This is a genomic window from Aeromonas sp. s13 (genome assembly GCF_040907905.1).
Taxonomy (GTDB): Bacteria; Pseudomonadota; Gammaproteobacteria; order Enterobacterales; family Aeromonadaceae; genus Aeromonas; species Aeromonas veronii.
Genome location: NZ_JBFOCS010000052.1, coordinates 22,355 through 48,354, shown reverse-complemented (window position 1 = coordinate 48,354; position 26,000 = coordinate 22,355). Strand labels below are relative to the sequence as shown.

At 59.7% G+C, this 26,000-nt stretch carries 19 protein-coding genes and 4 tRNA genes; 5 read left to right on the top strand and 18 right to left on the bottom strand.

The window, feature by feature from the left end:
• Window position 1 precedes the first annotated feature (1 nt).
• From AB5Y82_RS09145 to AB5Y82_RS09100, 10 genes are all read right to left on the bottom strand, one after another.
• Window positions 2-685, bottom strand: coding sequence for a response regulator (locus AB5Y82_RS09145; RefSeq protein WP_005357169.1), 684 nt, complete (start codon window positions 683-685; stop codon window positions 2-4).
• A gap of 58 nt (window positions 686-743) precedes the next feature.
• The gene (locus AB5Y82_RS09140; RefSeq protein WP_368173892.1) at window positions 744-3,332 is read right to left on the bottom strand and encodes an ATP-binding protein; all 2,589 of its coding nucleotides are present in this window, start codon (window positions 3,330-3,332) and stop codon (window positions 744-746) included.
• 126 nt (window positions 3,333-3,458) lie between these two features.
• On the bottom strand, window positions 3,459-3,986 hold the full coding sequence (locus tag AB5Y82_RS09135) for a potassium-transporting ATPase subunit C (protein ID WP_368173891.1): 528 nt from the start codon (window positions 3,984-3,986) through the stop codon (window positions 3,459-3,461).
• 62 nt (window positions 3,987-4,048) lie between these two features.
• Complete coding sequence (gene kdpB, locus AB5Y82_RS09130) at window positions 4,049-6,106, bottom strand: potassium-transporting ATPase subunit KdpB (RefSeq protein WP_047439857.1); 2,058 nt, start codon at window positions 6,104-6,106, stop codon at window positions 4,049-4,051.
• Between the two features lie 67 nt (window positions 6,107-6,173).
• The gene (gene kdpA, locus AB5Y82_RS09125; RefSeq protein ID WP_257700674.1) at window positions 6,174-7,868 is read right to left on the bottom strand and encodes a potassium-transporting ATPase subunit KdpA; all 1,695 of its coding nucleotides are present in this window, start codon (window positions 7,866-7,868) and stop codon (window positions 6,174-6,176) included.
• Between the two features lie 358 nt (window positions 7,869-8,226).
• Window positions 8,227-9,576, bottom strand: a complete 1,350-nt coding sequence (gorA, locus tag AB5Y82_RS09120; protein WP_111900884.1) for a glutathione-disulfide reductase — start codon at window positions 9,574-9,576, stop codon at window positions 8,227-8,229.
• 76 nt (window positions 9,577-9,652) lie between these two features.
• Window positions 9,653-11,620, bottom strand: coding sequence for an ATP-binding protein (locus tag AB5Y82_RS09115; protein ID WP_075116248.1), 1,968 nt, complete (start codon window positions 11,618-11,620; stop codon window positions 9,653-9,655).
• Between the two features lie 118 nt (window positions 11,621-11,738).
• The gene (locus AB5Y82_RS09110) at window positions 11,739-14,819 is read right to left on the bottom strand and encodes a multidrug efflux RND transporter permease subunit (protein WP_005355755.1); all 3,081 of its coding nucleotides are present in this window, start codon (window positions 14,817-14,819) and stop codon (window positions 11,739-11,741) included.
• A gap of 15 nt (window positions 14,820-14,834) precedes the next feature.
• Window positions 14,835-15,968 carry an efflux RND transporter periplasmic adaptor subunit gene (locus AB5Y82_RS09105; RefSeq protein WP_005355753.1) on the bottom strand — a complete coding sequence of 378 codons (1,134 nt, stop codon included), beginning with the start codon at window positions 15,966-15,968 and terminating at the stop codon, window positions 14,835-14,837.
• Window positions 15,965-16,561 (bottom strand): TetR/AcrR family transcriptional regulator, encoded by a 597-nt coding sequence (locus AB5Y82_RS09100; RefSeq protein WP_005339267.1) that lies wholly within the window; start codon window positions 16,559-16,561, stop codon window positions 15,965-15,967. Before AB5Y82_RS09100 ends, AB5Y82_RS09105 begins: the two co-directional genes overlap by 4 nt.
• Before the next feature lie 232 nt (window positions 16,562-16,793).
• Between AB5Y82_RS09100 and AB5Y82_RS09095 the strand changes: the two genes are divergently transcribed.
• The 5 genes from AB5Y82_RS09095 (at window position 16,794) to AB5Y82_RS09075 (ending at window position 17,951) form a co-directional block, all read left to right on the top strand.
• Window positions 16,794-16,870: transfer RNA gene (locus AB5Y82_RS09095), tRNA-Arg, on the top strand.
• Window positions 16,871-16,921: 51 nt separating this feature from the next.
• Window positions 16,922-16,997, top strand: a tRNA-His gene (locus AB5Y82_RS09090).
• A gap of 20 nt (window positions 16,998-17,017) precedes the next feature.
• Window positions 17,018-17,103: transfer RNA gene (locus tag AB5Y82_RS09085), tRNA-Leu, on the top strand.
• A 76-nt stretch (window positions 17,104-17,179) separates the two neighbouring features.
• A tRNA-Pro gene (locus AB5Y82_RS09080) sits at window positions 17,180-17,256 on the top strand.
• Between the two features lie 179 nt (window positions 17,257-17,435).
• Window positions 17,436-17,951, top strand: a complete 516-nt coding sequence (locus tag AB5Y82_RS09075) for a ricin-type beta-trefoil lectin domain protein (protein WP_111900885.1) — start codon at window positions 17,436-17,438, stop codon at window positions 17,949-17,951.
• A gap of 34 nt (window positions 17,952-17,985) precedes the next feature.
• Here the strand turns inward: AB5Y82_RS09075 and AB5Y82_RS09070 are convergent, their stop codons facing one another.
• The 8 genes from AB5Y82_RS09070 to AB5Y82_RS09035 all read right to left on the bottom strand — a co-directional run bounded on the left by AB5Y82_RS09070 (window position 17,986) and on the right by AB5Y82_RS09035 (window position 25,952).
• Window positions 17,986-18,801, bottom strand: a complete 816-nt coding sequence (locus AB5Y82_RS09070) for a Cof-type HAD-IIB family hydrolase (RefSeq protein ID WP_005339262.1) — start codon at window positions 18,799-18,801, stop codon at window positions 17,986-17,988.
• 89 nt (window positions 18,802-18,890) lie between these two features.
• Window positions 18,891-19,931: an alpha/beta fold hydrolase gene (locus AB5Y82_RS09065; RefSeq protein WP_111900886.1), complete on the bottom strand. Its 1,041-nt coding sequence runs from the start codon at window positions 19,929-19,931 to the stop codon at window positions 18,891-18,893.
• Complete coding sequence (locus AB5Y82_RS09060; protein ID WP_111900887.1) at window positions 19,931-20,590, bottom strand: CatB-related O-acetyltransferase; 660 nt, start codon at window positions 20,588-20,590, stop codon at window positions 19,931-19,933. Before AB5Y82_RS09060 ends, AB5Y82_RS09065 begins: the two co-directional genes overlap by 1 nt.
• Complete coding sequence (gene trmH / locus AB5Y82_RS09055) at window positions 20,590-21,321, bottom strand: tRNA (guanosine(18)-2'-O)-methyltransferase TrmH (protein WP_021230464.1); 732 nt, start codon at window positions 21,319-21,321, stop codon at window positions 20,590-20,592. Before trmH ends, AB5Y82_RS09060 begins: the two co-directional genes overlap by 1 nt.
• A 44-nt stretch (window positions 21,322-21,365) precedes the next feature.
• Window positions 21,366-23,483 carry a bifunctional GTP diphosphokinase/guanosine-3',5'-bis pyrophosphate 3'-pyrophosphohydrolase gene (gene spoT / locus AB5Y82_RS09050; RefSeq protein WP_005339255.1) on the bottom strand — a complete coding sequence of 706 codons (2,118 nt, stop codon included), beginning with the start codon at window positions 23,481-23,483 and terminating at the stop codon, window positions 21,366-21,368.
• A 131-nt stretch (window positions 23,484-23,614) separates the two neighbouring features.
• Window positions 23,615-23,890 (bottom strand): DNA-directed RNA polymerase subunit omega, encoded by a 276-nt coding sequence (gene rpoZ, locus AB5Y82_RS09045; RefSeq protein WP_005307060.1) that lies wholly within the window; start codon window positions 23,888-23,890, stop codon window positions 23,615-23,617.
• 79 nt (window positions 23,891-23,969) lie between these two features.
• Window positions 23,970-24,596: a guanylate kinase gene (gmk, locus tag AB5Y82_RS09040; protein WP_005357125.1), complete on the bottom strand. Its 627-nt coding sequence runs from the start codon at window positions 24,594-24,596 to the stop codon at window positions 23,970-23,972.
• A gap of 300 nt (window positions 24,597-24,896) precedes the next feature.
• Complete coding sequence (locus AB5Y82_RS09035) at window positions 24,897-25,952, bottom strand: glycosyltransferase family 9 protein (protein WP_368173890.1); 1,056 nt, start codon at window positions 25,950-25,952, stop codon at window positions 24,897-24,899.
• Window positions 25,953-26,000 lie beyond the last annotated feature (48 nt).

The following is a 26,000-nucleotide window of genomic DNA, read 5'->3' as shown; positions in this document are numbered from 1 at the left end:
ATCAGTTGCCGATAAAGCGGTAGCCAATACCGGATTCGGTCTCGATAAGCGTCGGTTGCTGGGGGTTATCCCCCAGTTTTTTGCGCAAGCTGGCGATAACGATGCGCAGGTAGTGGGTGTCCTCCTTGTGGCTCGGCCCCCAAATGTCGTTGAGCAGCTGGGTCTGCATCACCAGCTTGCCGGGGTGGCACACCAGCGCCTGCAGCAGGGCGAACTCCTTGCGGGAGAGAGGGATCTCCTCGTCTTTCATGGTCACCTTGTGGCTGCTGACATCAAGCGTCAGGCCGCATTGGGGGAAGTGGCGCCGCTCGCCGCTGCTGACGCCCGCCCGTTGGCGCAGCAGCACGCGAATGCGGGCCATCATCTCGCCGATGCCGAACGGCTTGCTCATGTAGTCGTTGGCGCCGGCATCCAGCAAGCGCACTTTCTCCTGCTCCGAGTCACGGGCCGACAACACCAGCACCGGATTGGGGTGGTGCTCGCGAATGGCCTGCAACACCTGAATGCCATCGCCATCCGGCAGACCGAGATCGAGGATCACCAGATCGGGGTTGAGGTGGCGATACTGCTCCAGCCCTTCATTGACCCCCACCGCCTCACTCACCTGATGGCCCTCGGCAATCAGGCTGATCCGCAGAAAGCGACGGATCGCCGCTTCATCATCTATGACCAGAATGTGCGCCATCGAACCTCCAGAGGCGAATGGTGGGAGGGGTTGAGTGACCCAAGCTGGCGGTCAGCCATCATACCTCCGGTGAATTGAGGGCGAGCGGCAGGGAGATGCGCATGCAGGTTCCGTTGCCATTGGGGCCGGAGAAGGCCCAAATCTTGCCGCCGTGGGCCTCTATCATAGCGCGGGAAATGGCGAGGCCAAGCCCGGTGCCACGGCTGCCGCAATCACCCACCGGCTGGGTGTAAAAGAGGTTGAAGATCTTCTCCCGATCCGACTCGGCGATACCGACCCCGATATCGATGATATCGATGATGAGGTCGGGTTCGGCCACCATCACCTTGAACTCGATGGGGGTGCCAGCTGGCGAGTAGCGGGAGGCGTTGTCGAGGATATTGACCAGCACCTGCTCGATCAGGGCGCCGTGCACATAGAGCTGGGGCACATGCTGATCGAAATGGACCAGCAGCTTGTGCTGGCGCCAGGAGGAGTCGAGCCGCTTGCGGGCGCTCTCCACCAGATCCGCCAGATCGACCCAGTCCCGTTTCAGTTGGAAGTCGGGGGAGCCGATGCGGGTCATATCCAGCAGATTCTGCACATAGCTGTGCAGGCGGCGTGCCTCCTCCTGCACCGAGTGGAGCAGTTCGTCACGGTCTTCGGCGGGGATCCGGTCACCATATTCCAGCAGGGTGCTGCCAGCCCCCATGATGGTGGCCAGCGGCGTTTTCAAATCGTGGGAGACCGAGGAGAGCAGGGCCGCGCGCATCCGGTCGGTCTCCGCCTGCAACTGGCTGTCAGCCAGCCGCTCGTTGAGGTCGATCCGCGCCAGCGCGGCGCGAATGTCGGTGAGCAGCGCCTGCAGCTGATGCTCGGCAGAGGAGGAGAGCGGATTGGCCAGCGTTATGCCGATCACCAGATCGTCGCTGAGATGGTGATACTGGGCCTCTGCAGCATTGAGGGTGGCGGTGTGGGCCCCGGCGCTCTGCTTCTGGGCCAGACACCAGTCGATGGCCGCCTTGTCGGTCTGGCCGGGTCTGTGCTTCTCGTTGCCGAGGCGGTCGTGAAAATCCTTGTCGATCACTACGGTCGGCTGGCCAAGCGCCAGCGAGATGGCCTGGGCCCCTTGTCTCAGCACCTCCTCCGGGCTGTTGGCGGTCGCCAGCCCCTGACTGAGGGAGAGCAGGGCATTGCCCAGCTGCTGGGTCTCGCGCAGGCCGATCAGCTGCTGGCGCTGGCGGGAGGCGAGGCGCCCCGCCGTCATGCCGACGATAAGCAGCACGAACAGGGTGAGCAGGTCGCTGTGGTTGGCGACGCTCAGGGAGAAGTAGGGGGCGGTGAAGAGCAGATTGTGGGCGATAAAGCCCAGCACTGCTGCCAGCGTGGCGGGCACGAGACTGGTGGTTAGGGCTGTCGCCAGCACCCCCAGCACGAAGATGAGCGGCAACGCTGCGGGGGGCAGCCAGTAGGAGAGTCCCCATGCAATGGCCGAGGTGAACCCCATGATGGCCACCGCCAGCAGGCTGTGGTGAATATCCTTCGGCGTCGGGGAGCGCATCCCCACTCTGTGTTTCTGCTTCTCGGTATCGACCAGGGTGATCTCCAGCCCCTGCGCCTGCTTGAGCAGGTGCTGCACCAGCGAGCGACGCCACGGCGCCTTGTGGGGTTTGCCAAGCAGCAGCTGGGAGACCTGCTGCTGCTCGGCAGTCTCCAGCAGGGTATTGGCGACCGCCGGACTGGAGAGGGTCAGCACCTTGGCTCCCAGCTGGGAGGCGAGCGCCAGCGCCTGCTCCACGTCGGCCGAGCTGTGGCCATTGCTGTCGACATGCACCACCAGCCAGGGCAGCTGGCGACGCTGGGCAAAGCGGTGGCCATAACGCACCAGCGCAGCCCCGTGCTGGTTGCCGAGGCAGACCATCAGCTTGCCCCGCAGCGGCAATGTGGTCTTGCCCGCCGCCTGCCATTGCAGTTGCAGATCGCCCTCCACATGGCTGGCGGCGGTCTGCATCGCCAGCTCCCGCAATGCGGTGAGGTTGTTGAGGGAGAAGAAGGATTGCAACGCAGCCTTGGCCTGATGGGGCACATAGACCTTGCCCTCCTTGAGGCGGCCGAGCAGCTCCTTGGGGGGCAGGTCGATCAGCACCAGACTGTCGGCTTCCAGCAGCACCTGATCGGGCAGGGTCTCTTTCACCCTGACCCCGGTCAGCTGCCACACCAGATCGTTGAGGCTCTCCAGATGCTGCACGTTGAGGGTTGTGTAGACGTCGATCCCGGCGTTGAGCAGCTCCTCCACATCCTGCCAGCGCTTCTCGTGGCGGCTGCCGGGGGCGTTGCTGTGTGCCAGCTCGTCCACCACGGCGATGGCCGGTTTGCGGGCGAGCAGGCCGTCGAGATCCATCTCTTCCAGTCGCTGCTGGCGGTGCATGTGGATCTTGCGCGGCATGATGGCGAGTTTGTCGAGCAGGGCCAGGGTCTCCTGACGGCCGTGGGTCTCCACCACGCCGATCAGGATATCGACCCCCTCCTTGGCCTGTTCCCGCACCGCCTGCAACATGGCGTAGGTCTTTCCCACGCCGGGAGCTGCGCCGAGAAACACCTTCAGCTTGCCCTTGTGCTCCTGTTCCAGGCTCGCCAGCAGGGCGTCGGCCCTTACCTCATCACGCATCCCCATGCTCCTGCATCAGACTCGTCAGCAGGGCATCAGCGCTTGCTACATCAGCCATTGTTATCCCTATCGAGCCAACTGCCCGTTTCGAAAATCGAGGTCATCACCAAACCGGAATGGGCGCCATCAGGCGCCCTTTTGATGATCCAGTTGCAGATTCAGCTGGAGAATGTTGACCACCTGCGGGCCAAGGATACCAGCTTGTGTGGCCGACTTGACCTGCTCCGTCAGTTGGGCGGGATCCAGTCCACGTTCTTTGGCGACGCGGTCCACCTGAGCCAGCGCCGCATCCAGCGGCAGGTGGGGATCGAGGCCGGAGGCGGAGCGGGTCAGCATGGCGGGGGAGCTGGTTCCAGGCTGTGCCTTGGCCACCTGTTCGGCAAACTCTGCCCGCAGCGGTGAGCTCATCCCCAGATTGCTGGCGCTGCCGCCAATGGAGTTGAAATCGCTGGCGGAGGGACGGGGATGGAAGTAGTCAGCCCGCGCGAATTTCTGCCCTAGCAGGGCGCTGCCGATCAGTTGCTGCTTGCTGTCGGTCAGCTGGCTGCCGTTGGCCTGCCAGGGGAACAGCAGTTGGGCCAGCCCGGTGACCGCCAGCGGGTAGGCGACCCCCAGCAGCAGGGTCAGGGTCAACAGGGTTCTGATTGCTATCATGATTCTCTTGCTCCAAAAGGATGGCTGGGGATGCGGGTCTGCCCCGCATCCCGGTTATGTCGTTACACCAGACCCAGGCCGGTAATGACCAGATCGATCAGCTTGATGCCAATGAAAGGCACCAGCAGACCACCGACCCCGTAGATCAACAGGTTGCGGCGCAGCAGGCTGGCGGCCGAGCCTTTCAGGTCGACACCACGCAGTGCCAGCGGCACCAGCGCTACGATGATCAGGGCGTTGAAGATGATGGCCGACAGGATGGCGCTCTGCGGGCTGCCCAGCTGCATCAGGTTCAGTGCCCCCAGTTGCGGGTAGGCGGCGATGAACAGGGCTGGCAGGATGGCAAAGTACTTGGCCACGTCGTTGGCGATGGAGAAGGTGGTCAGGGCGCCACGGGTCACCAGCAGCTGTTTGCCGACCAGCACCACATCCAGCAGCTTGGTGGGGTTGGAGTCGAGATCCACCAGATTGCCCGCCTCCTTGGCGGCCTGGGTACCCTCGTTCATGGCCAGCCCCACATCAGCCTGCGCCAGCGCGGGCGCATCGTTGGCGCCGTCACCGCACATGGCAACCAGACGACCATCGGCCTGCTCCTGACGGATATAGGCGAGCTTCTTCTCCGGTGTCGCTTCGGCGATGAAGTCATCCACCCCGGCTTCGGCGGCGATGGCGGCGGCGGTTTTCGGGTTGTCGCCGGTGATCATCACGGTGCGGATCCCCATGTGGCGCAGGATCTGGAAGCGAGCCTTGATACCGGGCTTGATGATGTCCTTGAGGTAGACCACCCCCAGCAGTTTCTCCTGCGTGCAGACCAGCAGCGGAGTCCCACCCTGGCGGGCGATGCTGTCGACTGACTTGAGCACCAGCTCAGGTACCGCCTTGCGGTCGAGGCTGAGGTAGTTCAGCACGGCATCTACCGCCCCCTTGCGATATTGATGACCGTTGCGATCCAGTCCGCTCAGCCGGGTTTCGGCGCTGAAGGGGATCACCTTGTCGCTCTCCAGCTGGCTCGGCTTGGCCATGCTCTTGCTGGCCAGAGTCAGGATGGATTTGCCCTCCGGGGTGTTGTCACCCAGCGAGGCCAGCATGGCGGCTTGTGCCAGCAGGGCGGGGTCGACTCCGGGGGCCGGGATCAGCTCATCCGCCATCCGGTTGCCGAAGGTGATGGTGCCGGTCTTGTCCAGCAGCAGGGTGCGCACGTCACCGGCCGCTTCGACGGCCCGGCCCGATTTGGCAATCACGTTCAGTTTCACCAGTCGATCCATGCCGGCAATGCCGATGGCGGAGAGCAGGCCGCCGATGGTGGTCGGGATCAGGGTGATAAAGAGCGCGATCAGGTAGAGACGCGGGACCTGGGTGCCGTTGTAGTCGAGGAACCAGGGCAGGGTGGCGACCACCAGTAGGAAGATGAGGGTCAGCCCGACCAGCAGGGCATCCAGCGCCATCTCGTTGGGGGTCTTCTGGCGCTTGGCCCCTTCCACCAGTGCAATCATGCGATCCAGCGTGCTCTCGCCCGGATTGTTGCTGACGCGCACCCAGATCTCGTCGGAGACGACCGTCGTGTTGCCGGTCACGCCGCTGCGGTCGGTGCCCGACTCGCGGATGACGGGGGCGGATTCGCCGGTGATGGCGGCTTCGTTGACCGAGGCGATACCGGCGACCACTTCGCCGTCGGCCGGGATCATCTCGCCGCTGCGTACCAGCACCAGGTCCCCCTTCATCAGGCTGGTGGCGGGTACCCACTCGCCCTGACCATCTTTGGCATTCGCCACCCGACGGGCCTTGAGCTGGCTCATGCCCGCCTTCAGGCTGTCGGCGCGAGCCTTGCCGCGCCCCTCGGCCAGGGTTTCCGCGAAGTTGGCAAACCAGAGGGTGAGCCAGAGCCAGGCGGTCAGCTGCCAGGCCAGTGAGGGAGCAACGCCGGAGAAAGGCTGCCCCAGCAGGGACTCCACGGTCGCCATGACTGCGGCCAGCCAGAGGGTGAACAGGATGGGGCTGCCAAACAGCGCCTTGGGATTGAAGCGATAAAGGGCCTCAACCATTGCCTGGATGATCTGTGATTTCTGTTTTTTGCCCTTCACCAACATGGTGTCGGTGCTCATTGCAGTGGACTTGCTCATTGGAAAGCTCCCAGCATCAGATAGTTGGCGATTGGCATCCGGATGGTGATCGACAGGGTCAGGTTCATCAGAGTGCCCCTCCGATCAGACTCAGATGTTCGGCCACAGGGCCCAGTGCCAGCACCGGCAGGAAGGAGAGGCCACCTATCAGCAGGACGGTGATGATCAGCAGGGTAACGAACAGCGGGCCGCTGATGGGGAAGTCCCCTTCGCTCGTCTCCTGACGGGGCGCACGGGCCAGCTGACCGGCGATGGCCAGTACCGGAATGATGTAGCCGAAGCGACCGAGCAGCATGGCCAGACCGATGGCGATGCACTGCCAGTTGTCACCGGCGGCAAAACCGGCGAAGGCGGAGCCGTTGTTGCCGGCAGCCGAGGCGTAGGCATAGATGAGGCGTGACAGACCGTGCGGGCCATCATGGCCGATGATGGTGCTGGCATCCGGCATCAGCAGGGTGACGCCGCCGATCACCAAAACCCCCACCGGCATGACCAGCATGCTGGCAACCACCCACTTCATCTCGGTGATACCGAGCCGTTTGCCCAGATAGGTCGGGGTGCGACCCACCATCAGACCGCACAGGAACACGGTCAGCAGTACGAATAGCATCATGCCGTAGATACCGGAGCCGACCCCGCCGAAGATGACCTCACCCAGCAGCATGTTGATCATGCCCACCATGCCGCCGAGCGGAGTAAAGCTGTCGTGCATGGCGTTGACGGCACCGTTGGAGGCGGCAGTGGTCGCTACTTCCCAGATGCTGGAGAGCACAGGGCCGAAGCGGCTCTCCTTGCCTTCCCAGTTGCCAGTCATATTGCTGGCGTCAGTGGTGAGCTGGGCGAGGGCGTGATCCGGTTTCAGCTCCTGGGAGAGGGAGACGAAGAGCCCCAGCACCAGCATGAGGGTCATTGCGCCGAGAATGGCGCGACTGTGGGCCATGTTCTTCACATAGCGGCCCAGAGTAAAGACCATGGCTGCGGCGATGGTGAGCAGGGCGACCATCTCCAGCCAGTTGGAGAGGGCGGTCGGGTTCTCGAACGGATGTGCCGAGTTGATGCCGAAGAAGCCGCCGCCGTTGGAGCCCAGTTGCTTGATGGCGATCTGCGAGGCCGCCGGGCCGAGAGGCAGCAGCTGCTCCTGACCTTCCACACCGTGGAACGACAGATAGGCGGAGAGGCTTTGCGGAACACCTTGCCATACCAGCACCAGCGCCATGATCAGCGCGATGGGTAGCAGCACATAGAGGCAGAAACGCACCAGATCCTGCCAGAAGTTGCCAAGGTTGATGGTCTGCTGACGGGCTATACCGCGGAACAGGGCAATGGCGACGGCTGCGCCCGTCCCTGCGGAGACGAAGTTCTGGGTGGTCAGCCCCACCATCTGGCTGAAGTAGGAGAGGCTGGCCTCACCGGAATAGGCTTGCCAGTTGGTGTTGGTCATAAAGCTGACCGCGGTGTTGAATGCCAGTTGCCAACTCAGACCCGGCAGTTGCTGCGGGTTGAGGGGCAGCAACCCCTGCGCCATCAGGATCAGGAACAGCAGACCGAAACCGGCGCCGTTGAAGGCCAGCAAGCTGAGGGCGTAGGACTTCCAGTCCTGCTCCCGTCCATCGGTGCCACAGCAAGCCAGTGTGGCGCGCTCGACCGGTGCCAGCCAGCGGATTTTGCCTTCAAATACCCGATAGATGTAGTTGCCCAGCAGCGGTGCCGGTAGCAGAACCAGCAGCACGAAGGCCACCGGATAGATTATTTCTTGCCACATGTTCTAGTTCCTCACTCGTGACTGCGCGTGAGTGCGCGCATCAGATAGGCCATCAAGGCGAGGACGAGCAGCAGATATAGCCAATTCATATCGACTCCATTGAGATAATTAGCTGCGAGAGCCGATGTAAGACCATATCGACTCTGTTGGTGTCATTGACGCTGGAAAGGGTATGTAAAACAGGCGTAAAGGCGCCATAAAGCGCCATGTGGCAGGCGTAAAATCGGCGTAAAGAACGACGGATTTGCGAGAGAAATGGCGAGGAGTGATCAAAAAACCCGGCCTGAGCCGGGTTTGGGTGAAGGGGTTACATGGCTGTAGACGCCGGCTGCTCGTGACAGGCCAACTTCATCTGCCCTTAGCGCATAGTGACGAACTCTTCCGCGCTGGTCGGATGGATAGCAACGCAGTTGTCGAAATCAGCCTTGGTGGCTCCCATCTTCATGGCGACGCCGAAGCCTTGCAGGATCTCATCCATCGCAAAGCCGATACCGTGCAGACCGACCACCTTCTCTTCCGGGCCGACACAGACCAGCTTCATCCGGGTGGGCTGGCGATGCTGGGTCAGTGCAGAGTACATGGCGGTGAACTGGCTGCGGTAGACCTTCACCTGGTCCTCGCCGTATTCGGCGATGGCTTCAGGTTCGGTCAGGCCTATGGTGCCGATGGGCGGGTGGCTGAACACCACGGTCGGCACCAGATCGTAGTTGAGGTGTTCGTTCGGCTTGTTGTTGAACAGCCGCTCGGAGAGGCGGCGGCCTGCCGCGACGGCTACAGGTGTGAGCTGGATGCGACCCGTGTTGTCACCCACTGCATAGATGTTGGCGACGGCGGTGTTCTGGAACTTGTCGGTCGGGATAAAGCCCTTCTCGTCCAGCGCTATGCCTGCGGCGGCAAGATTCAGGTTTTCAGTAGCCGGTACTCGGCCGATGGCCCAGATCAGGCAGTCAACGGTGAGGTGGCGACCATCTTCCAGTTGCAGGGTCAGGCTGTTGTCAGCGTTTTTGAGCACGGCTTTGGGAATGGCGTGGGTGTGCAGCTTGGGCCCTTCCTGCGCCATGATTTCCACCAGTGTCTCGTTGATCATGGGGTCGAAGTTGCGCAGCGGCGCGTGCTTGCGCACCACCAGATGGGTCTCTGAGCCGAGTGCCTGCATCACGCCGGCGATCTCGACTGCGATGTAGCCCGCACCCACTACGGCAACCCGCTTGGGTTGGCTTTGCAGGTCAAAGAAACCGTCGGAGTCGATACCCAGCTCGGCTCCCGGGATCGCCGGAATTTCCGGGCGGCCACCGGTAGCGATCAGAATGTGATCGGCCGTGTAGCGCTCGCCATTGACCTCGATGGTGTTGCTGCTGACGAAGCGGGCGAAGCCCTTGATGACGGTGATCTGGTTCTTGCCCAGCACGTTCTGGTAGGACTGGTGGATGCGGCTTATGTAGGCCTGGCGGGACTCGACCAGCTTGGCCCAGTTGAAGTGGTTGAGGGTGGTGTCAAAGCCGTAGTCGGCGCCATATTTCAGGGCATCGGCGATCTGGCCGGCATACCACATGGCCTTCTTCGGTACGCAGCCTACGTTGACGCAGGTTCCACCCAACTCTTTGGCTTCAATCAGGGCAACTTTCTTACCGTACATGGCAGCCCGGTTGGCTGAGGCGATACCGCCGCTGCCACCGCCGATGGCGATATAGTCAAAATGCTGTGCCATTGCGAGGTTCTCCGCTCATTAAGAATGCAATCACAGCATGATGGGGATAAAGCGGCTGGCTCACAAGAGCCAGCGCTCAGTTATGTTGGATCGGCAGGCGAATATGGAACTGGGCGCCCTGGCCCGGTTCGCTGGCACAGCTGATACGGCCTTTCAGCAGTTGCACCACCAGGTTGTAGATGATGTGTGTGCCCAGACCGCTGCCGCCCTGACCCCGCTTGGAGGTGACGAAGGGATCGAAGATGCGCGGCAAGATTTCGGGCGGGATGCCGCGGCCGTTGTCCGAGTAGTCGATAAACAGCTCTTCTCCCTGCTGTTCCACCTTGATGGTGATCTTCTTCGGTTTGTCCCAGTTGTCGAACCCGTGGTTGATGGAGTTGAGGATCAGGTTCGAGTAGATTTGGGTAAAACTGCCCGGGAAGGAGAAGATCGACAGCTTGGGATCGCACTGGATATCCACTTCGCACTGGCTCTTCTTCAGTTTGTGGCCAAGCGAGACCACTACCTGATGGAGGTTGTCGGCGAGACTGAAGTTGTAGCGCGCTTCCGATGACTGATCGACCGCTACCTGTTTGAAGCTGGCAATCAGCTCGGAGGCGCGCCGCAGGTTGCTCTGCAGCAGCTGCATCGATTCGTCGAGGTTGACGGTGAACTCGTTGAGATAGGAGCGCGACAGCTGCTTGGAGTCGATATGGGACTTGAAGTCGGCGACCCGCTCTTGCAGGTAGGAGGAGGCGGTCACGCTGATGCCGATCGGAGTGTTGATCTCGTGTGCCACCCCGGCTACCAGCGAGCCGAGGGAGGCCATCTTCTCGGACTCCACAAGGGTCTGCTGGGCCTGTTTCAGGTCGTCGTACGCCTTGCCGAGCTGGTTGTTGGCTTCGCTCAGGCTGCGGGTACGCTCCACCACCTTGCCCTCCAGCTGCTCGTTGAGCTGGATTATCTCCCGCTCGACCTTTTTCAGCTGGGTGATGTCGTAGCCGAAGCCGATCTGGTACTTGAGGTTGGGACCATCGTAGAAGGGGACGAAGGTCCATTGCAGTACCAGCTCATGGGCCTGCTGGTCATGCATGATGACCTCTTTGTCTGACAGTGAACCTTCCGCCGTCAGAATATCGTTCAGCTCTTCCCGTTGCGCCGGGCTGACAAAGAGATCCAGCCAGTTGTGCTGCAACAATTCTTGCTGGTGGTAGCCGGTCAGCAGTATGGCTGCCGGGTTGATGCTGGCGATGGTCAAATCCGGTTCCATGCAGCAGATGACCATGTTGGCGGAGTTGATCAGGGTGGCGGAGAAGTCCCGTTCCTTTTGCAGTTGTTCGACCGCCTGATGGCGAGCAACCAGCTCGTCACGCAGTCGGGTACGCATCTGGTTGAGGGTGGAGACCAGGGTATCCAGCTCATCGGGTTTCTTGCGTGGCTGCGGGCGGCCTTCCAGCTCTAGCGCCATGTCGAGCCGATCGAGGTTGAACTTCTGGGCGTAGTTGGCGATGCGGTTGATGTGCCTGACTACCAGATAATAAATGATGATCAGGATGCAAAATGAGACCACCAGGGTCTTGATGGTCTGGCTGACCATGATCAGCACCGATTTTTCGATGAGGCGCTGGTAGATCTGCTCGAGAGAGGCGGCAACGAACAGCTTGCCGACGATTTCACCCTGATAGGTGAGGTTGAATTCGCGGGAGATATCATAGCTTTCCCGCTCGACCCCCTGGGTCAGTAGCGGGACTTCGGAGTTGCCGAGCATCTCCTTGACCATCACGAACTGCATGTTGGGCAGGTTCATGATCCCTTCAATTTGCACTTTGACCTGCTCTTCATCTAGGTTCCACAAGCTGGCAGCGATGGGTTGCAGGAAAGAGGCCTCGATCTGGCCGATGCTGTCTTCGATGACGGCGACATCCTTGCGGTAATCCCACGCGAGTTGCAGCGCCGTAATGATCATCGCCAATACGGTACTGCAGACCAGAATGTAGGAGAGCAGGCGATATGAGAGTCCGTTGCGGCCTACGGCCCTGGCGGTCTTGGTGAAGAGTCCTGACATGGCGTCCTTGCGGTCTGGATGTGGTGTTTTTTAGTTTAACTGCTTCATGCACTTATGTCGTCTTTCCTGCGAAGCATAAAAAAGGCCCCGTATCGGGGCCTTTGCATGTGATTGATGATTAATGTCCGCCGTTTGCTTTGGGCGGAATGGTTTCATCGAATACCGGCAAGGGTTTGTGCTCGGAAGCCAGATAGGTGTAGATCACCGGCAGCACGAACAGGGTGAACAGGGTACCGATGGCAAGACCTGCCACGATGACGATACCGATACTGAAACGCTGTGCCGCACCGGCGCCAGCGGCGTAGAGCAGCGGGATCAGACCGGCAATCATGGCGGCAGTGGTCATCAGGATCGGACGCAAACGCACCTTGGCAGCCTGCATTACGGCTTCCATCCGGTTCATGCCGCGCAGCAGCTGCTCTTCCTTTGCTACTTCACAGATCAGGATACCGTGCTTGGTAATCAGACCCACCAGGGTGATGAGGCCCACCTGGGAGTAGATGTTCATGGTCGCCATACCCCATGCCAGGGCAATCAAGGCCCCGCTGATGGCGAGCGGTACAGAGACCATGATGACCAGCGGGTCACGCACCGACTCGAACTGGATTGCCAGCACCAGGAAGATGATGGCTAGTGCCAGCGCGAAGGTGGCATAGAGCGCATTGCCTTCGGTGACGAACTGACGGGCTTCACCCATGAAGTCGTAACGATAGCCTTGCGGCAGCTTCTCGTCGGCGGTGGTCTGGAACCAGTTGATCGCATCACCCATGGCCACGCCCGGAGCCGGAACGGCGCCTATGGTGGCGGAGTTCAGCTGGTTGAAGTGGGGCAGGGCGCGGGGCTCGCCAACCACTTCAATGCTGATCAGGCTGCCGAGCGGGATCGACTTGCCGTCTGCGGCCCGCACGTAATAGCCCTTGATGGACTCCGGATTGAGACGGTATTTGCGCTCGACCTGCGGGATCACCTCGTAGGAGCGGCCATCCAGGTCGATACGGTTGACGTAACCGTCCGCCATCATGGTGCCCATGGTGATTCCGATATCCTGCATGGTGATGCCGTAGGCACCTGCCTTGTCCTTGTCGATGCGGATCTTCATGGTGGCGGAGTCGTAGTTCAGATCGAGATCCGAATAGACGAACTGACCGTTACTCTGCGCCGCTGCCAGAATTTCACCGGCCACCAGGAACAGGCTTTCGAAGCTGTTCGGGGTGGTGATGACGAACTGGATCGGCAGACCACTCGATGCACCCGGCAGTTCCGGGAACTGGAAGGTGGTGATGGCCATACCCGGAATGTCTTTCACCAGATTGGCGACCCGGTCCAGCACCTCTTTCTGGCTCGCTTCACGCTGGCTCCAGGGCACCATGGAGGCGATACCGAACGCCTGGTTGGCGTTGAACACCCCTGAGAAGACCTGGGAGAAGGCGATCTCGGGCTGGTCGTCCAGGATCTTGTTCACATCCGCCATGGTGTTTTCGATGTAGTCCAGGTTGGCGTTGGACGGTGCGGTACCCAGCACTGCCATTACCCCCTTGTCCTCTGACGGTGCCAGTTCGCTCGGGATGAACTTGAACAGCAGCGGCAGGCTGGCGAAGACGATGACGGCGAACACCACGATGACGGGGCGCTTTTTCATCACGGCGTGCAGCATGCTGTCGTAGCGATCGGTCATCCGCTCCAGCAGGTGATGGACTGTGCTCTCGAACTTGCCTGGCTGCTCGTTGGCCTTGAGCATCTTGGAACACATCATCGGTGACAGAGTCAGGGCGATGATGCCCGAGACGAACACGGCGCCAGCCAGCGTCAGGGCAAACTCCTTGAACAGGGAGCCGGTGATACCACCCATCAGGGCAATAGGCGCGTATACCGCCGCCAGAGTAACCGTCATGGCGATAACCGGCACCGCAATTTCACGGGTACCGATAATGGCTGCCCGGAAGGGCTCTTCACCCTCCTTGATGTGACGGTCGACGTTCTCCAGCACCACGATGGCGTCATCCACCACCAGACCGATCGCCAGCACCATCGCCAGCAGAGTCATCAGGTTTATCGAGAAGCCGAACATATCCATCATCATCACCACGCCGATAAGACTGAGCGGAATGGTGATGATCGGGATGATGACCGCGCGGAACGAACCGAGGAACAGGGTGATGACCACCAGAACGATGGCGGCTGCCTCCAGGATGGTCTTGATAACCTCGTGGATGGACTCGTTGATCGCCACTGTTGAGTCATACATCACGTTGAGACGCATGGTGCTCGGCATATTGCGCTCAAGGCTAGGCAGCAACGCCAGCACATCGTGGGCGATGTTGATGGGGTTGGCTGTCGGCGCGGCGTTGACCGCCATGACCACGGCTTCGCGGCCGTTGGCGCTGGCGCGATAGATGTCGTGGCTCTTCTCGAGGGTCACCTTGGCAATGTCGGAAAGGCGGATCACCTTGCCGTCACGGGTAGCAACGACCAGACGCTTCAGTTCGTCGACATCCTTGACCTGGGTCTCGGCGTTGCCGTTGAACAGGGTAAAGTAACCGGTCGCCTGACCTGTCGCGGACTGATAGTTGTTGCTGTTGAGCACCGTCATCACGTCACTGGCAGTCAGGTTGAAGGCCGCCATCTTGGCCGGATCCAGCCATACCCGCAGGGCAAACTCGACACCGCCGTAGAGGTCAACCTTGGAGACCCCGCCCACGGTAAAGAGCTGCGGCTTGATAACCCGCTCCAGATAGTCGGTGATCTGGCTGGAGTTGAGCTCCGGGCTGGTAAAGCCGAGGTAGAGCACCGCTGTGGTTGAACCGGTGGAGGAGGTGACCGACGGGTCTTCCGCCTCTTTCGGCAACTGGGAGCGCACCGAGTTCACCTTCGCCAGGATGTCGGACAGCGCGGCGTTGGGGTCGGTGTTGAGCTTCATGTACGCAGTGATGGTGGAGCTGCCCAGCTGGCTGGAGGAGGTCATGAAGTCGATGTTGTCGGCTTGCGCGACCGCCTGTTCCAGCGGCTGGGTGATGAACCCCTGGATCAGATCAGAACTGGCGCCATAGTAGCCAGTGCTGACGGTGATCACCGTGTTGGTCACCTCGGGGTATTCCCGTACCTGCATCTTGAAGATGGCCTGAAAGCCCAGCAAGGCGATCAGGAAGCTGAGCGAGATCGCCAGCACAGGCCGTTTTATAAATATGTCAGTAAATCGCATCGCAGATCTCCGCGCTTACAGCATCGGGGTTTGTGCCGGAACGGCCAGGGCGTCGTTCTCGACCACATGCACCTTGGTGTCGTTGCTCAGGCGAACCTGACCCGACAGTACGATCTGGTCACCGGCCTGGATGCCGGAGAGCACATGCACATCGTTGCCACGGCGCTCACCAGCCTTGACCACAACCTGCTTGGCTCGCAGCACTTTCACCTTGTTACCCTCTTTGTCGGTCTCTTCGCCCTCTTTGAGCACATAGACGTTCTGACCGTAAAGGGTGAAGGAGATAGCGGTCTGCGGGATCACGATCTGATCTTTCACCGTCGGCAGAATGATGCTGGCGCGGGCGAACATACCGGAACGGAGCTGGCCGTCGTTGTTCGGAATGTCTGCCTGTACCTGGATCAGGCCGCTCTGGAAGTTGACCGCAGGTTCGATGGCGGTGATATGACCGTCAAACTGGGTTTGCGGATAGGCATCCACATTGATCTTGATGGTCTGGCCCAGCTTGATTTTGGAGATATCGGTCTGGGGCACGGTGAAGCGCAGGCGCATCACGCTGGTATCTTCCAGGCGCACGATATCGGTGCCCGGCTGCAGATACTGACCGAGGAACACATTGCGCAGGCCGACCACGCCGCTAAAGGGCGCACGGACTTCACGACGGGCAATGGTCGCCTTCAGACTCTCGATATCTGCTTCCAGTGAGCGATAGGCCGCTTCGGCTTCATCCAGCTGCTCTTTGGAGATGGAGCTGGTCTTGTAGAGGTTCTGGAAACGATCGAACTTGGCTTTTGCCGCCGGCAGCTTGGCCTGGGAGGCGCGCAGATTGGCCCGCTCCACGGTGGAGTCCAGGCTCAGCAGCAGCTGGTCAGCCTTGACCGGTTTGCCTGATTCGAAGGTGATGGCGTCAATGGTACCTGCCAGTTCGGTGGAGAGGGTCACCCCCTGATTCGGCTCGATGAAGCCGATCGCTTCGATGGTCGGTACCCAATCCTGCGCCTTGGTCACCATGGCGGTGACGGGGAACTCGGGTTCCGGCCGGTTGGCCATGTATTGGGCAATCATCTTCTGTTTGAACAAATTGAAGCCGATGACGCTGCCAAACAAGGCGATCGCTATCAGCAACATAATGGCCATCCACTTTTTCATGAACAGGCTCCTGAGGTGGAAAGATTGGGGGATAAAATGGCATTCCAGCTGGCCCGGATCGCGGTTTCCAACTGCGATTCGGTCAGCGTGATGTTGTGCACCCTGCACTGCAGGGCCAGATGCATGACACTGTCCAGACTCAACACCTGGAGTGCCCGTATCGGTAAATCAATAAACAATCCTTGTTCAACGCCCTGTTCAAAAAATCGGTCCAGAGGCTCCCAGGCGGCCAATATGACAGGATTGGTCTCCAATTCTGCCCCTAGCGGAGAGCTCTCGTACTGCAATTTGCACCGGATAGCGTTGGGTTCGTTAACAAAAATGGCATGAATATTGAGCCATAATTGGCGAAATTGTTGAAATGAAACTTTATCGATTGCTACATCGGCCATGACCATGGGCACACACTGCAAGATAGTGTGCTGGTGCAGTTGCCGGATCAGATCATCCTTGTCGCCGAAGTAGCGATAGATGGTGCCTGTGGCAACATTGGCTTTCTTGGCGACTTCCGCAATCGACAGACCATGAAAACCCCGTTCACCCAGTACCTCATGGGCCGCGTTGAAGATGCTCTCTTTTTTATCCAGAATCATCAGTGTGACTTTCGATTGAATGAACGTTCATTCATTCTAGATGGGCATCAAATCAAGTCAAGGCAGCAAGGCGATTTGCGACTGCGATCTGCCCCTTTTCGGCTGTCAGCAGGGGAATAGTGGAAGAAAAGTGCGCAATGTGCTTGAAAAAACAACGAACAGTGTTTCGGTGACAGAAAAGTGTAGACAAACCAGCAACCATCATTAATAATGCGCCCCGTTCGACAGCGTGGCGCCCGTAGCTCAGCTGGATAGAGCGCTGCCCTCCGGAGGCAGAGGTCACAGGTTCGAATCCTGTCGGGCGCACCATCAAAAGTGCGTCGGTTAAACGGGCGTTGTTGTGGAACGAAAACAGCTGTGGTGGCTGTAGCTCAGTTGGTAGAGTCCCGGATTGTGATTCCGGTTGTCGTGGGTTCGAGCCCCATCAGCCACCCCATTTTACAGCTTGTCAGGTACGCGAAGGTGGCGGAATTGGTAGACGCGCTAGCTTCAGGTGTTAGTGCCCCCCGGGTGTGAGGGTTCGAGTCCCTCTCTTCGCACCATACTTGCTGTATGACGAGGATGACCATCAGGTCGTCTTTGTTTTTTTGAAGTAAACTATTTTGAAAGAAATAGCCTCGGTGATTAGCGCAGTCCGGTAGCGCATCTGGTTTGGGACCAGAGGGTCAAAGGTTCGAATCCTTTATCACCGACCAAGTTTAGAAAAGCCTCGCTTCGGCGAGGTTTTTTGCTTTCTGGCCTCCGTTGGGCCAGCACTCTCTCCCTGTTACGTCTGTTTACACTCTATTTGGGCAGCGCGCCCCGCCTTTCGGTTATGCTTCAGCCTCGAGTCACTGACAACCGGATGTCATCGGCCCATTTCAGGCATTTTTCCATGAATAACAAAATTTCCTTTGCTTGCTCTCCTGCCCTGCTGGCTGCCTTGCTGCTGGGTGGCTGTACCATCAAGCCGCCATCCACCGATGTGATGATGGGCTCCATTGCTTCACAACCGCAGGAGGAGCATGCGCGCTCCCCCTTGCTGACCAGCGGTGATTTTTGCGTTGCGGTGTCCCAACAGAAGGTGTTGGCACAACCTTGCAGCGGAAAAGACGATCAACTGTTCGAGTGGGATCTGGGTGAGTTGCGCCTGCAGGAGCTCTGTTTGCAAGCCAAAAACGACAGCGAAGTGATGCTGGCACCCTGTGACGGTCAGGCGCAGTGGGAGTGGCAGAAAGACAGGCTGTTCAACAGTAAGGTCTCCCGCTGCCTCGATGTGGCCGGGCGACGCCATACCCCCGGCACGCCGCTACGGCTGGCTGAATGCTACGGTGGAGCGAACCAGAGCTTCAGCTGGCAGCGGCCCAATCCCTGGCTGGAGACTCTGAAAAAACAAAGCCTCACATGGTGAGGCTTTGTTGAATCGAATGTCGGGATGAAGAGGATCAGGCTGCGCTGACGCTCTCCAGCTCGAACAGCTTCTCCAGATAGACGGCAACGCCATCTTCATCGGAGGTGAGGGTCTGCTCATACTCCGGCAGCGCCATTTTCAGGCGGTCATGGGCGTTGCCCATCACGATACCGCGTCCCACCATGGTCAACATCTCGAAGTCGTTCATGCCATCCCCGAAGGCAATCGCCTCGGACATGTCGAAACCGTTCTGTTCCAGCACGGCACGCACTGCATTACCCTTGTGAACCCCGGCGTGCATCACTTCGAGGCAGTCCGGCAATGAGAAGGTGACGTTGAGCTGATCGCCATAGCGCTGGTTGAGGTGCGCCTCGATCTTCAGCAGCTTCTCGTGGTCGCCGATGTAGAACACCTTGTTGATCTGCTCTTTCGGTTCCTGCTTCAGGTCATCGACCAGACGGTAGGTGAACCCTGACTCGTCGTGGAACTGCAGCAGCCAGGGCAGCTCCTCTTCCACCACCCAGTCATCACCCTGATAGACATTGAGGTGGATAGAGGGGTCGCGCTCCAGTGCAATCAGTTCGGCGGCGATCTCGGTCGGCAGCGGCTGGTTGAAAATCAGCTGATCCTGTTTGTCATGGACCACGGCGCCATTGGAGGTAATGAGGTAGATGTCCATCCCCAGCGCATCGCGGAAGCTGCGAACGTCAACATGATGACGGCCGGTGGCGACCACGAATTTCACACCTTGTTCTACCAGGCGGTGCAGGGTATCCCGGGTACGGGGAGAGATCTGGTGCTGCTTGTTGAGCAGAGTGCCATCGAGATCGGATACAACTACCTTGAACATCATTACCTCGGCATCGATTGAAAACAGGGGCAGTTTACCTTAGCCCGCACTGTCACCCCATTTATTTAGGGTTACAAAAAATAGCCAGCTCAGAAGCGGGCGAAAAAGTCGACCATCGCGGTCAGGGCGGGCTGGCGCTTGTCATCGGATTCGATAAACAGCTCGTGCCAGGCACCCTCGATGCGCAGTGGTTTGCCCCCTTCGCACTTGGCAATGGTGCAGAAGCGATCCTGTGCGGCATTGTCGACCACGCTGTCGTTGCCAGCCTGCAGCACCAGCAGCGGGGTTTTGATGGCGCCCGCATCGGCGATGGCGGCATCGGCACCGGTGATCCCCTGATAAATCCAGTGGGCGGTCGCGCCACCCAGCTTGATCTGCGGGTGCTGCTCGTAGATTTGGCGGAAGGCTTGATAGCGGGGTTGGCTGTGAGTCAGTTCGTTATCGGCAAAGCCGTGATCCTGATAGGCGCCCTGACCGGGGCCGTAGGGAGGCTCACCAATCCAACCGCCGACCGTGCCTATGGTGCTCGCCAATCCCTTGGCCAGCCACTTGGGCAGACCGCCGAGATTGATGCCCAGCATGGGGGAGGAGAGCACGGCCGCCTTGATATCATCGGGCCAGCGCTCCAGATAGCGGGCCGAGATGGCGCCGCCCATGGAGTGGGCCAGCAGGAACAGCTTGGCAGGCTGGTCCGCCATGATGATCTGGTCGTGAAACTGCTTGAGATCGACCACATAATCGTCGAACTGGTCGACATATCCCTTCTGCGGGTCATCCAGCATCCGGTCGGACATCCCCTGACCTCGATGGTCGATAAGGTAGAGGCTGTAGCCCTGACGCCAGAGATCCCACGCTAGCTCCTGATACTTGAGGTAGCTCTCGACCCTGCCATTGACGATCAGGATGGCGCGATCGACCTTGGCTTGCCGTAGCGCAGCATAGCGGATGGTCACCCCGTCCTTGCCCTTAAACTCTCCTTCCACTGCATGCTGGTGCCAGAAGTCTGGCAGGGTTTGCTGGTAGAGGCTGGGTACATCGGCTTCGCTGGTGAGCTGATAGGTATTGGTCACGGCAAGGGCTCCGGCAGAAAACAGGGTCAGGGCCAACAGGGAAAGAGAGAGGGGTTTCATCAGGCACACTCCTGTTGCCAATGGTGATAAAGGGCGGTGATATCCCCCGAGCAGAGCAGCTCCATGCTGGCTTGCAAGCGGGGCAGGGGCCAGTCCCACCACTGCATCTCTTGCAGCATGAGGATCTGCTCATCGCTGAAACGGCGGCGGATCGGTTGGGCCGGGTTGCCGCCGACTATGGCGTAAGGGGCCACATCTTTGGTTACCACGGCGCGGGTGGCGATGACGGCGCCGTCACCTATAGTGATGCCGGGCATGATCATCGCTTCCGAGCCGATCCAGACATCGTTGCCAATCCGGGTGTCCCCCTTGCGCAGGAAGCCGCTGCGGGCCCCTTCGCCAAAGGTGTCGGGGTTGAACGGGAAGGTGGAGACCCAATCCAGCCGGTGGCCCTGATTGCCCGCCAACATGAAGGTGGCGCCCGAGCCGATGGAGCAGAACTTGCCGATGATCAGCCGATCCACCTCGCCCCAGAGGCCGCTCTCCCAGGTGTCGCGGGTCGAGCCATCGCCGAGCAAGTAACGGACGCAGTGATCCTCGAACGGCTTGCCGTGGTAGTAGCCGGAGTAGTAGCTGTAGTCGCCGGCCTCTATGTTCGGGTTGGTCAGGTGATCCCGGATGATTTGCGATTCCAGCCAGCTGCCAAAAGGGTTTTCCATCACTCCTCCTGCGGATCGTCTTGCTCGCTCTGCTGTGCCCAGCCTTTGCGGGTCAGCTGCATCCGTTGCCACCACTCTTCGTCCGCCAGAATTTCACCGGCCGGGCCGAGCTGGGGGTAGGGCATCTCTTTCTCTTTGCAGAGCTGGGCATAGATAGGATAACCCCCCTCGAACAGGATGCTGTTCTGCTCCTCCAGCGTGAGCGGGCAGCCGCGTTGATAGCATCCGGCCAGCTCGCGCTGGCGCTGCGCCTCGTAGAGGATGGCGGCTGCGGCCACCGAGACGTTGAGGGATTGCACCATGCCCACCATGGGGATGACGATATGGTGGTCGGCCAGCGCCAGCGCCTCTTCACCGATGCCGTGCTTCTCCTGACCCACCAGAATGGCGGTCGGTTTGGTGTAGTCGATAGCGCGAAAATCGACGGAGCTGTCGGAGAGGTGGGTTGCCAGGATCTGCATGCCTGAAGCTTTCAGCTCGGCAACGGCTGTGCCGATATCCGGGTGCAGTTTTACATCCACCCAGTTCTGGCTGCCGCGGGCGGTGCCTTTGCGCTTGTGGATCCAGGTTTTGGGCCAGACGGCATGCACTCGGTGGATGCCAATGGCATCGGCGGTACGCACGATGGCAGCCAGATTGTGAGGTTTGTGGACCTCTTCCATACAGACGGTCAAATCGAGCTGACGCTGGGCCAGCATGTCGGTGATGCGCTTGAAGCGTTCGGGGGTCATGGCTTGTCTCTATAAAAGCAGCAGGCGGCTTGCGCCGCCTGTGTTCAGTTCTTCTGTCGGCTCACCTTGAGCACGTTGGGCATGACGCGGATCTTGCGCATGATGTTGGCCAGGTGGATGCGGCTCTTGGTGGTGATGAGCAGGCTGACCTGATAGACCCGGCCATCCTTCTCTTCGGTGCTGATGGCGTGAATATTGGCGCCGGTGGCGGCAATCACGTTGGCCAGCTCGGCCAGCGCACCCTGATGGTTGACGATCTCGATGCTGATACCGGTGCGGAACTCCTGTTCCTGCTCCTTGTCAACTTCCCACTGCACCGGCAGGTACTTGTCCGGCTCCTTGCTGTAGCCCTTGATGTTGCGGCAGGCTTCCTGGTGGATCACCAGACCCTTGCCTGGGCTGATATGGGCGATGATGGCATCCCCCGGGATCGGACGGCAGCAGTTGGCGAAGGTGACCAGCATGCCGTCGGCACCCTTGATCGGCATCTTCTTGCTGCTGGTTTTGGGCTGCTCTTCCGGCGGTAGTTCATCCCCCAGCATGCGGCGCGCCACCATGACGCTCATGGCGTTGCCAAGGCCCACATCGGCCAGCAGCCCCTGCAGGTTCTCGTGCTTGGTATCGGCCAGCACCTGTTTGATGCGCGGCTCGGGAATGTCTTCGATATTCTTGGCGCCCAGCGCATGGTTGAGCAGGCGGCGACCCAGTACCACCGACTCTTCGGTGCGCAGGTTCTTGAGGAACTGGCGGATCTTGGAGCGCGCCTTGGTGGTCACCACGAAGTTGAGCCAGGCCGCGTTGGGGCGGGCGCCCGGCGCCGTGATGATCTCCACCGTCTGACCCGAGTGCAGCGGGCTGCTGAGCGGGTAGGGGTGGCGGTCGACCCGCGAACCGACACAGGCGTGGCCGATGTCGGTGTGCACCGTATAGGCGAAGTCCACCGGCGTGGCGCCAGCGGGCAGCTCCATGATGCGACCTTCGGGGGTAAAGACGTAGATTTCGTCGGGGAAGAGGTCGGTTTTGACCCCTTCGATAAATTCAAACGAGCTGCCAGCGCTCTGCTGCAATTCCAGCAGACTCTGCATCCAGCGCTGGGCGCGGATCTGGGCGGTAGTACCCGAGCTGTCGCCATCCTGCTTGTAGGCCCAGTGGGCGGCAACCCCTTTGTCGGCCATCTGATCCATGAACTCGGTGCGAATTTGCACCTCTACCGGTACCCCGTGCGGCCCCACCAGCGAGGTGTGCAGCGACTGGTAGCCGTTGGTCTTGGGGATGGCGATGTAATCCTTGAAGCGGCCGGGGCGCGGTTTGTAGAGGCTGTGCATCTGTCCCAGCACCCGGTAACAGGTATCTATGTCCTTCACCTTGACACGAAAGGCGTAGATATCCATTACCTCATGAAATTGCAGCTCTTTTTTCTCCATCTTGTTGTAGATGGAGAACAGATTCTTCTCGCGGCCACTGACCTGATGCTCGATCCCTGCCTCTTTCAGGCGACCGCTAATTTCGCTCTGGATGGAGTCGATAATCTCGCGGCGATTGCCACGGGCGCGGCGCACCGATTCGCGTAACACGCGGGATCGCATCGGATAGAGCGCCTCGAAACCCAGCTCTTCCAGCTCGTTCTTCATGGTGTGAATACCGAGGCGGTTGGCGATGGGGGCGAAGATTTCGAGGGTTTCCCGGGCGATGCGGCGGCGTTTGTCAGGACGCAGGGAGCCCAGGGTGCGCATGTTGTGGGTGCGGTCGGCCAGCTTGATCAGAATGACCCGGATATCTTGGGTCATTGCCATCACCATCTTGCGGAAGTTCTCGGCCTGCGCCTCTTTGCGATCGCGAAATTTCAGCTTGTCGAGCTTGGAGACCCCGGCCACCAGTTCTGCAACCGCATTGCCAAACTGTTCGGCAAGATCGGCCTTGGTGACAGAGGTGTCTTCGATGACGTCGTGCAGCACGGCGGCCATCAGGGTTTCATGATCGAGGCGCATGTCACCGAGGATCCGGGCAACGGCAACGGGGTGGGTTATATAGGGTTCGCCACTGGAACGCATCTGGCCCTGGTGGGCATCACGGGCCACCACATAGGCTTGCTTGAGCTTCTCAACCTGCTCTGGCGGCAGGTAGGAACTGGCTATTTCTTTAAGGTTTTCAAATAAATACAAGACAGTCCCCGCAGCGGTGAAACGGCAATTCGTGGAATTGAGGGTATAGCCCTGAGTTTGCGAGGTTTTCGAGCGGTTGTAAATGGGGATGAACAGTCGGCACCCGGGCGGGTGCCAACCGGAGGAATAACTTAACCGCGGCCTTCGGCGATGGCAGCAACGGCAGCCAGCTCGGCGGCTTCCTGCTCTTGCTGTTCGTAGCGGTCCTGGGTGTCCATCACTTGATTGTTCACCAGACCCAGCTCGATCTCACGCAGGGCGATCACAGTCGGCTTGTCGTTCTCTTCGTCGACCAGGGGATCTTTGCCTTGTACCGCGATTTGACGAGCGCGGCGCGCGGCGACCAGCACCAGGTCAAAACGGTTACCTACCTGTTTTACAGCATCTTCTACAGTAACGCGTGCCATGCAGGACTCCAGTGTTTGGGCTTTCTGTATTTAGAAAAGCAGTGTTTAAAAATGACGCAAAAGTTTACTTGTTTTTGGCTTACTCTGCCAGTAGCTGTTGCAGCAAGTTTTTTTGAGCCTGTTGCTGGTGACGCATCTCCAGCCGTTGGCACTCAATAATGGACCTGAGCTGGAACAGCGCCTGCTCGAAGTCTTCATTGATAATGACATAGTCATACTCGTCGTAGTGCACCATTTCGGCAATGGCTTTCGCCATCCGGCCGGCAATCACTTCGGCGCTGTCCTGACCGCGCCCAATCAGGCGGCGTTCCAGCTCTTCGCGGCTGGGGGGCAGGATGAAAATGGATTTGGTCGGCATCTGCTCGCGGATCTGGCGGGCACCCTGCCAGTCGATGTCGAGGAATACGTCGATCCCCTTGGCCAGACAGGCTTCGATGGCGGCGCGTGAGGTGCCGTAGTAGTTGCCGAACACTTCGGCCCACTCCAGAAAATCACCGCGTTCGATCAGCGCCTTGAACTCTTCCACCTGGACGAAGTGGTAGTGCACGCCGTGCTCTTCGCCTGGGCGGGTGGCGCGAGTGGTGTGGGAAACCGACAGCTGCATCTTGCCCGCAGCGTTATGTTGGGTCAGCAAGGCATTGAGCAGACTGGATTTACCAGCGCCGCTCGGAGAAGAGATGATATAGAGAGTGCCTTGTTGCGCCATATTATTACCTTTAATCGAAACCGCTGTTTTGGTTGTAGCAGAGACCGCCGTCTTGTGCCCGAAAGGGAGACAGCCAAACGCAAAACGCGGAAAATTCTTGAGTCAGGAGGATGTAAAGGCGGCGAATTTTACCAGAATGCGGCGAATAAAAAAACGGCCGGAATCATATTCCAGCCGATCAAAGTATTCGTAGCTTGCTGCGGGAGCGTAACCCACATCAGCCTGCATTGTGCCTTTGGCTGAGGGCAGAGGCTATCAGGTTATCCCTGCCTGATGGCTCGGAATTCCCGAGGTGCCCTGTCACTGCGGCAGCTGACGATCGGCGCAGAGCCGATCGAACGCGGCGATCACCTGCTCGCTGGTGATTTTTCGCATGGCCTCCGGGTCTTTGAGACGGGTGCGCCAGCTCAATTCGGCCAGCGGCTTGCCGGTCTCCTGCTCGACCAGCTCCTGATAGACGCTGACCACGTAGTCGCGGCACAGATATGGGCCGGTGCGGGCCGGATTGTGGTGGGCATAGAGACCGATCACCGGCGTGCCCACTATGGTGGCCATATGGGTGGGGCCGGTATCGGGGGCCAGCACCAGACTCGCCTCACCAATCAGCGCCAGCAGCTGCTTGAGGTTGGTCTGCCCCACCAGATCGACCGGTTTGCTCTGGCTTAAGCGCTGGATCTCGGCAGCCAGATCCCGCTCCAGTTTGGCAGGCCCGCCACAGAGATAGACCTGAAAGCCTTTGTTGGCGGCGTGATCCACCAGCGCGGCATAACCTGCGGCCGTCCAGTTCTTGAAGGCCTTGCTGGCTGCAGCGCAGATCAGCAGGGTCGGTTTGCCGCCAATCTTCTCCCTTGCCCACGCCTGATGTTCGGCGCTGATGGGCAGTTGCCAATCCGGGGTCAGATCCTTGATGCCGAGCTCCTTGGCAAAGGCGAGGAAACCATCCAGCACATGGGGGGAGGCAGGCGAAGCTACCTTGTGGTTGGTGAATAGCCACTGGCCGTCGTTGGCCCGCTCCCGATCAAACCCGAGTTTGACCTTGGCCTTGATGCCGAGGGTGGCGATGCTGGCCCGCATCGCTGCCTGCAGGTGGAGCAGGGCATCGAATTTGCGCCCCTTGAGGGTCTGCCAGAGATCGCGATAGCCGCGCCACCCCTTGCTCTTGTCGAAGGGGATCACCTCGACGCCGGGCAGATCGGCAAACAGGGTTGCTTCGATTTTGCCGGTAATCCAGGTGATGCGGGTCTGTGGCCACTCCCGCTGGATGACGCGCACCAGCGCCAGTGCGTGGCAGCAATCCCCGATGGCGGAGAGCCGCAGGATGCAGATGGAGGAGGGAGGCGTTTGAAATAGCGGCATGTTGTGGCGCACGGCTGGCAAAAAGGGTGGATGGCATTATGCAAACTC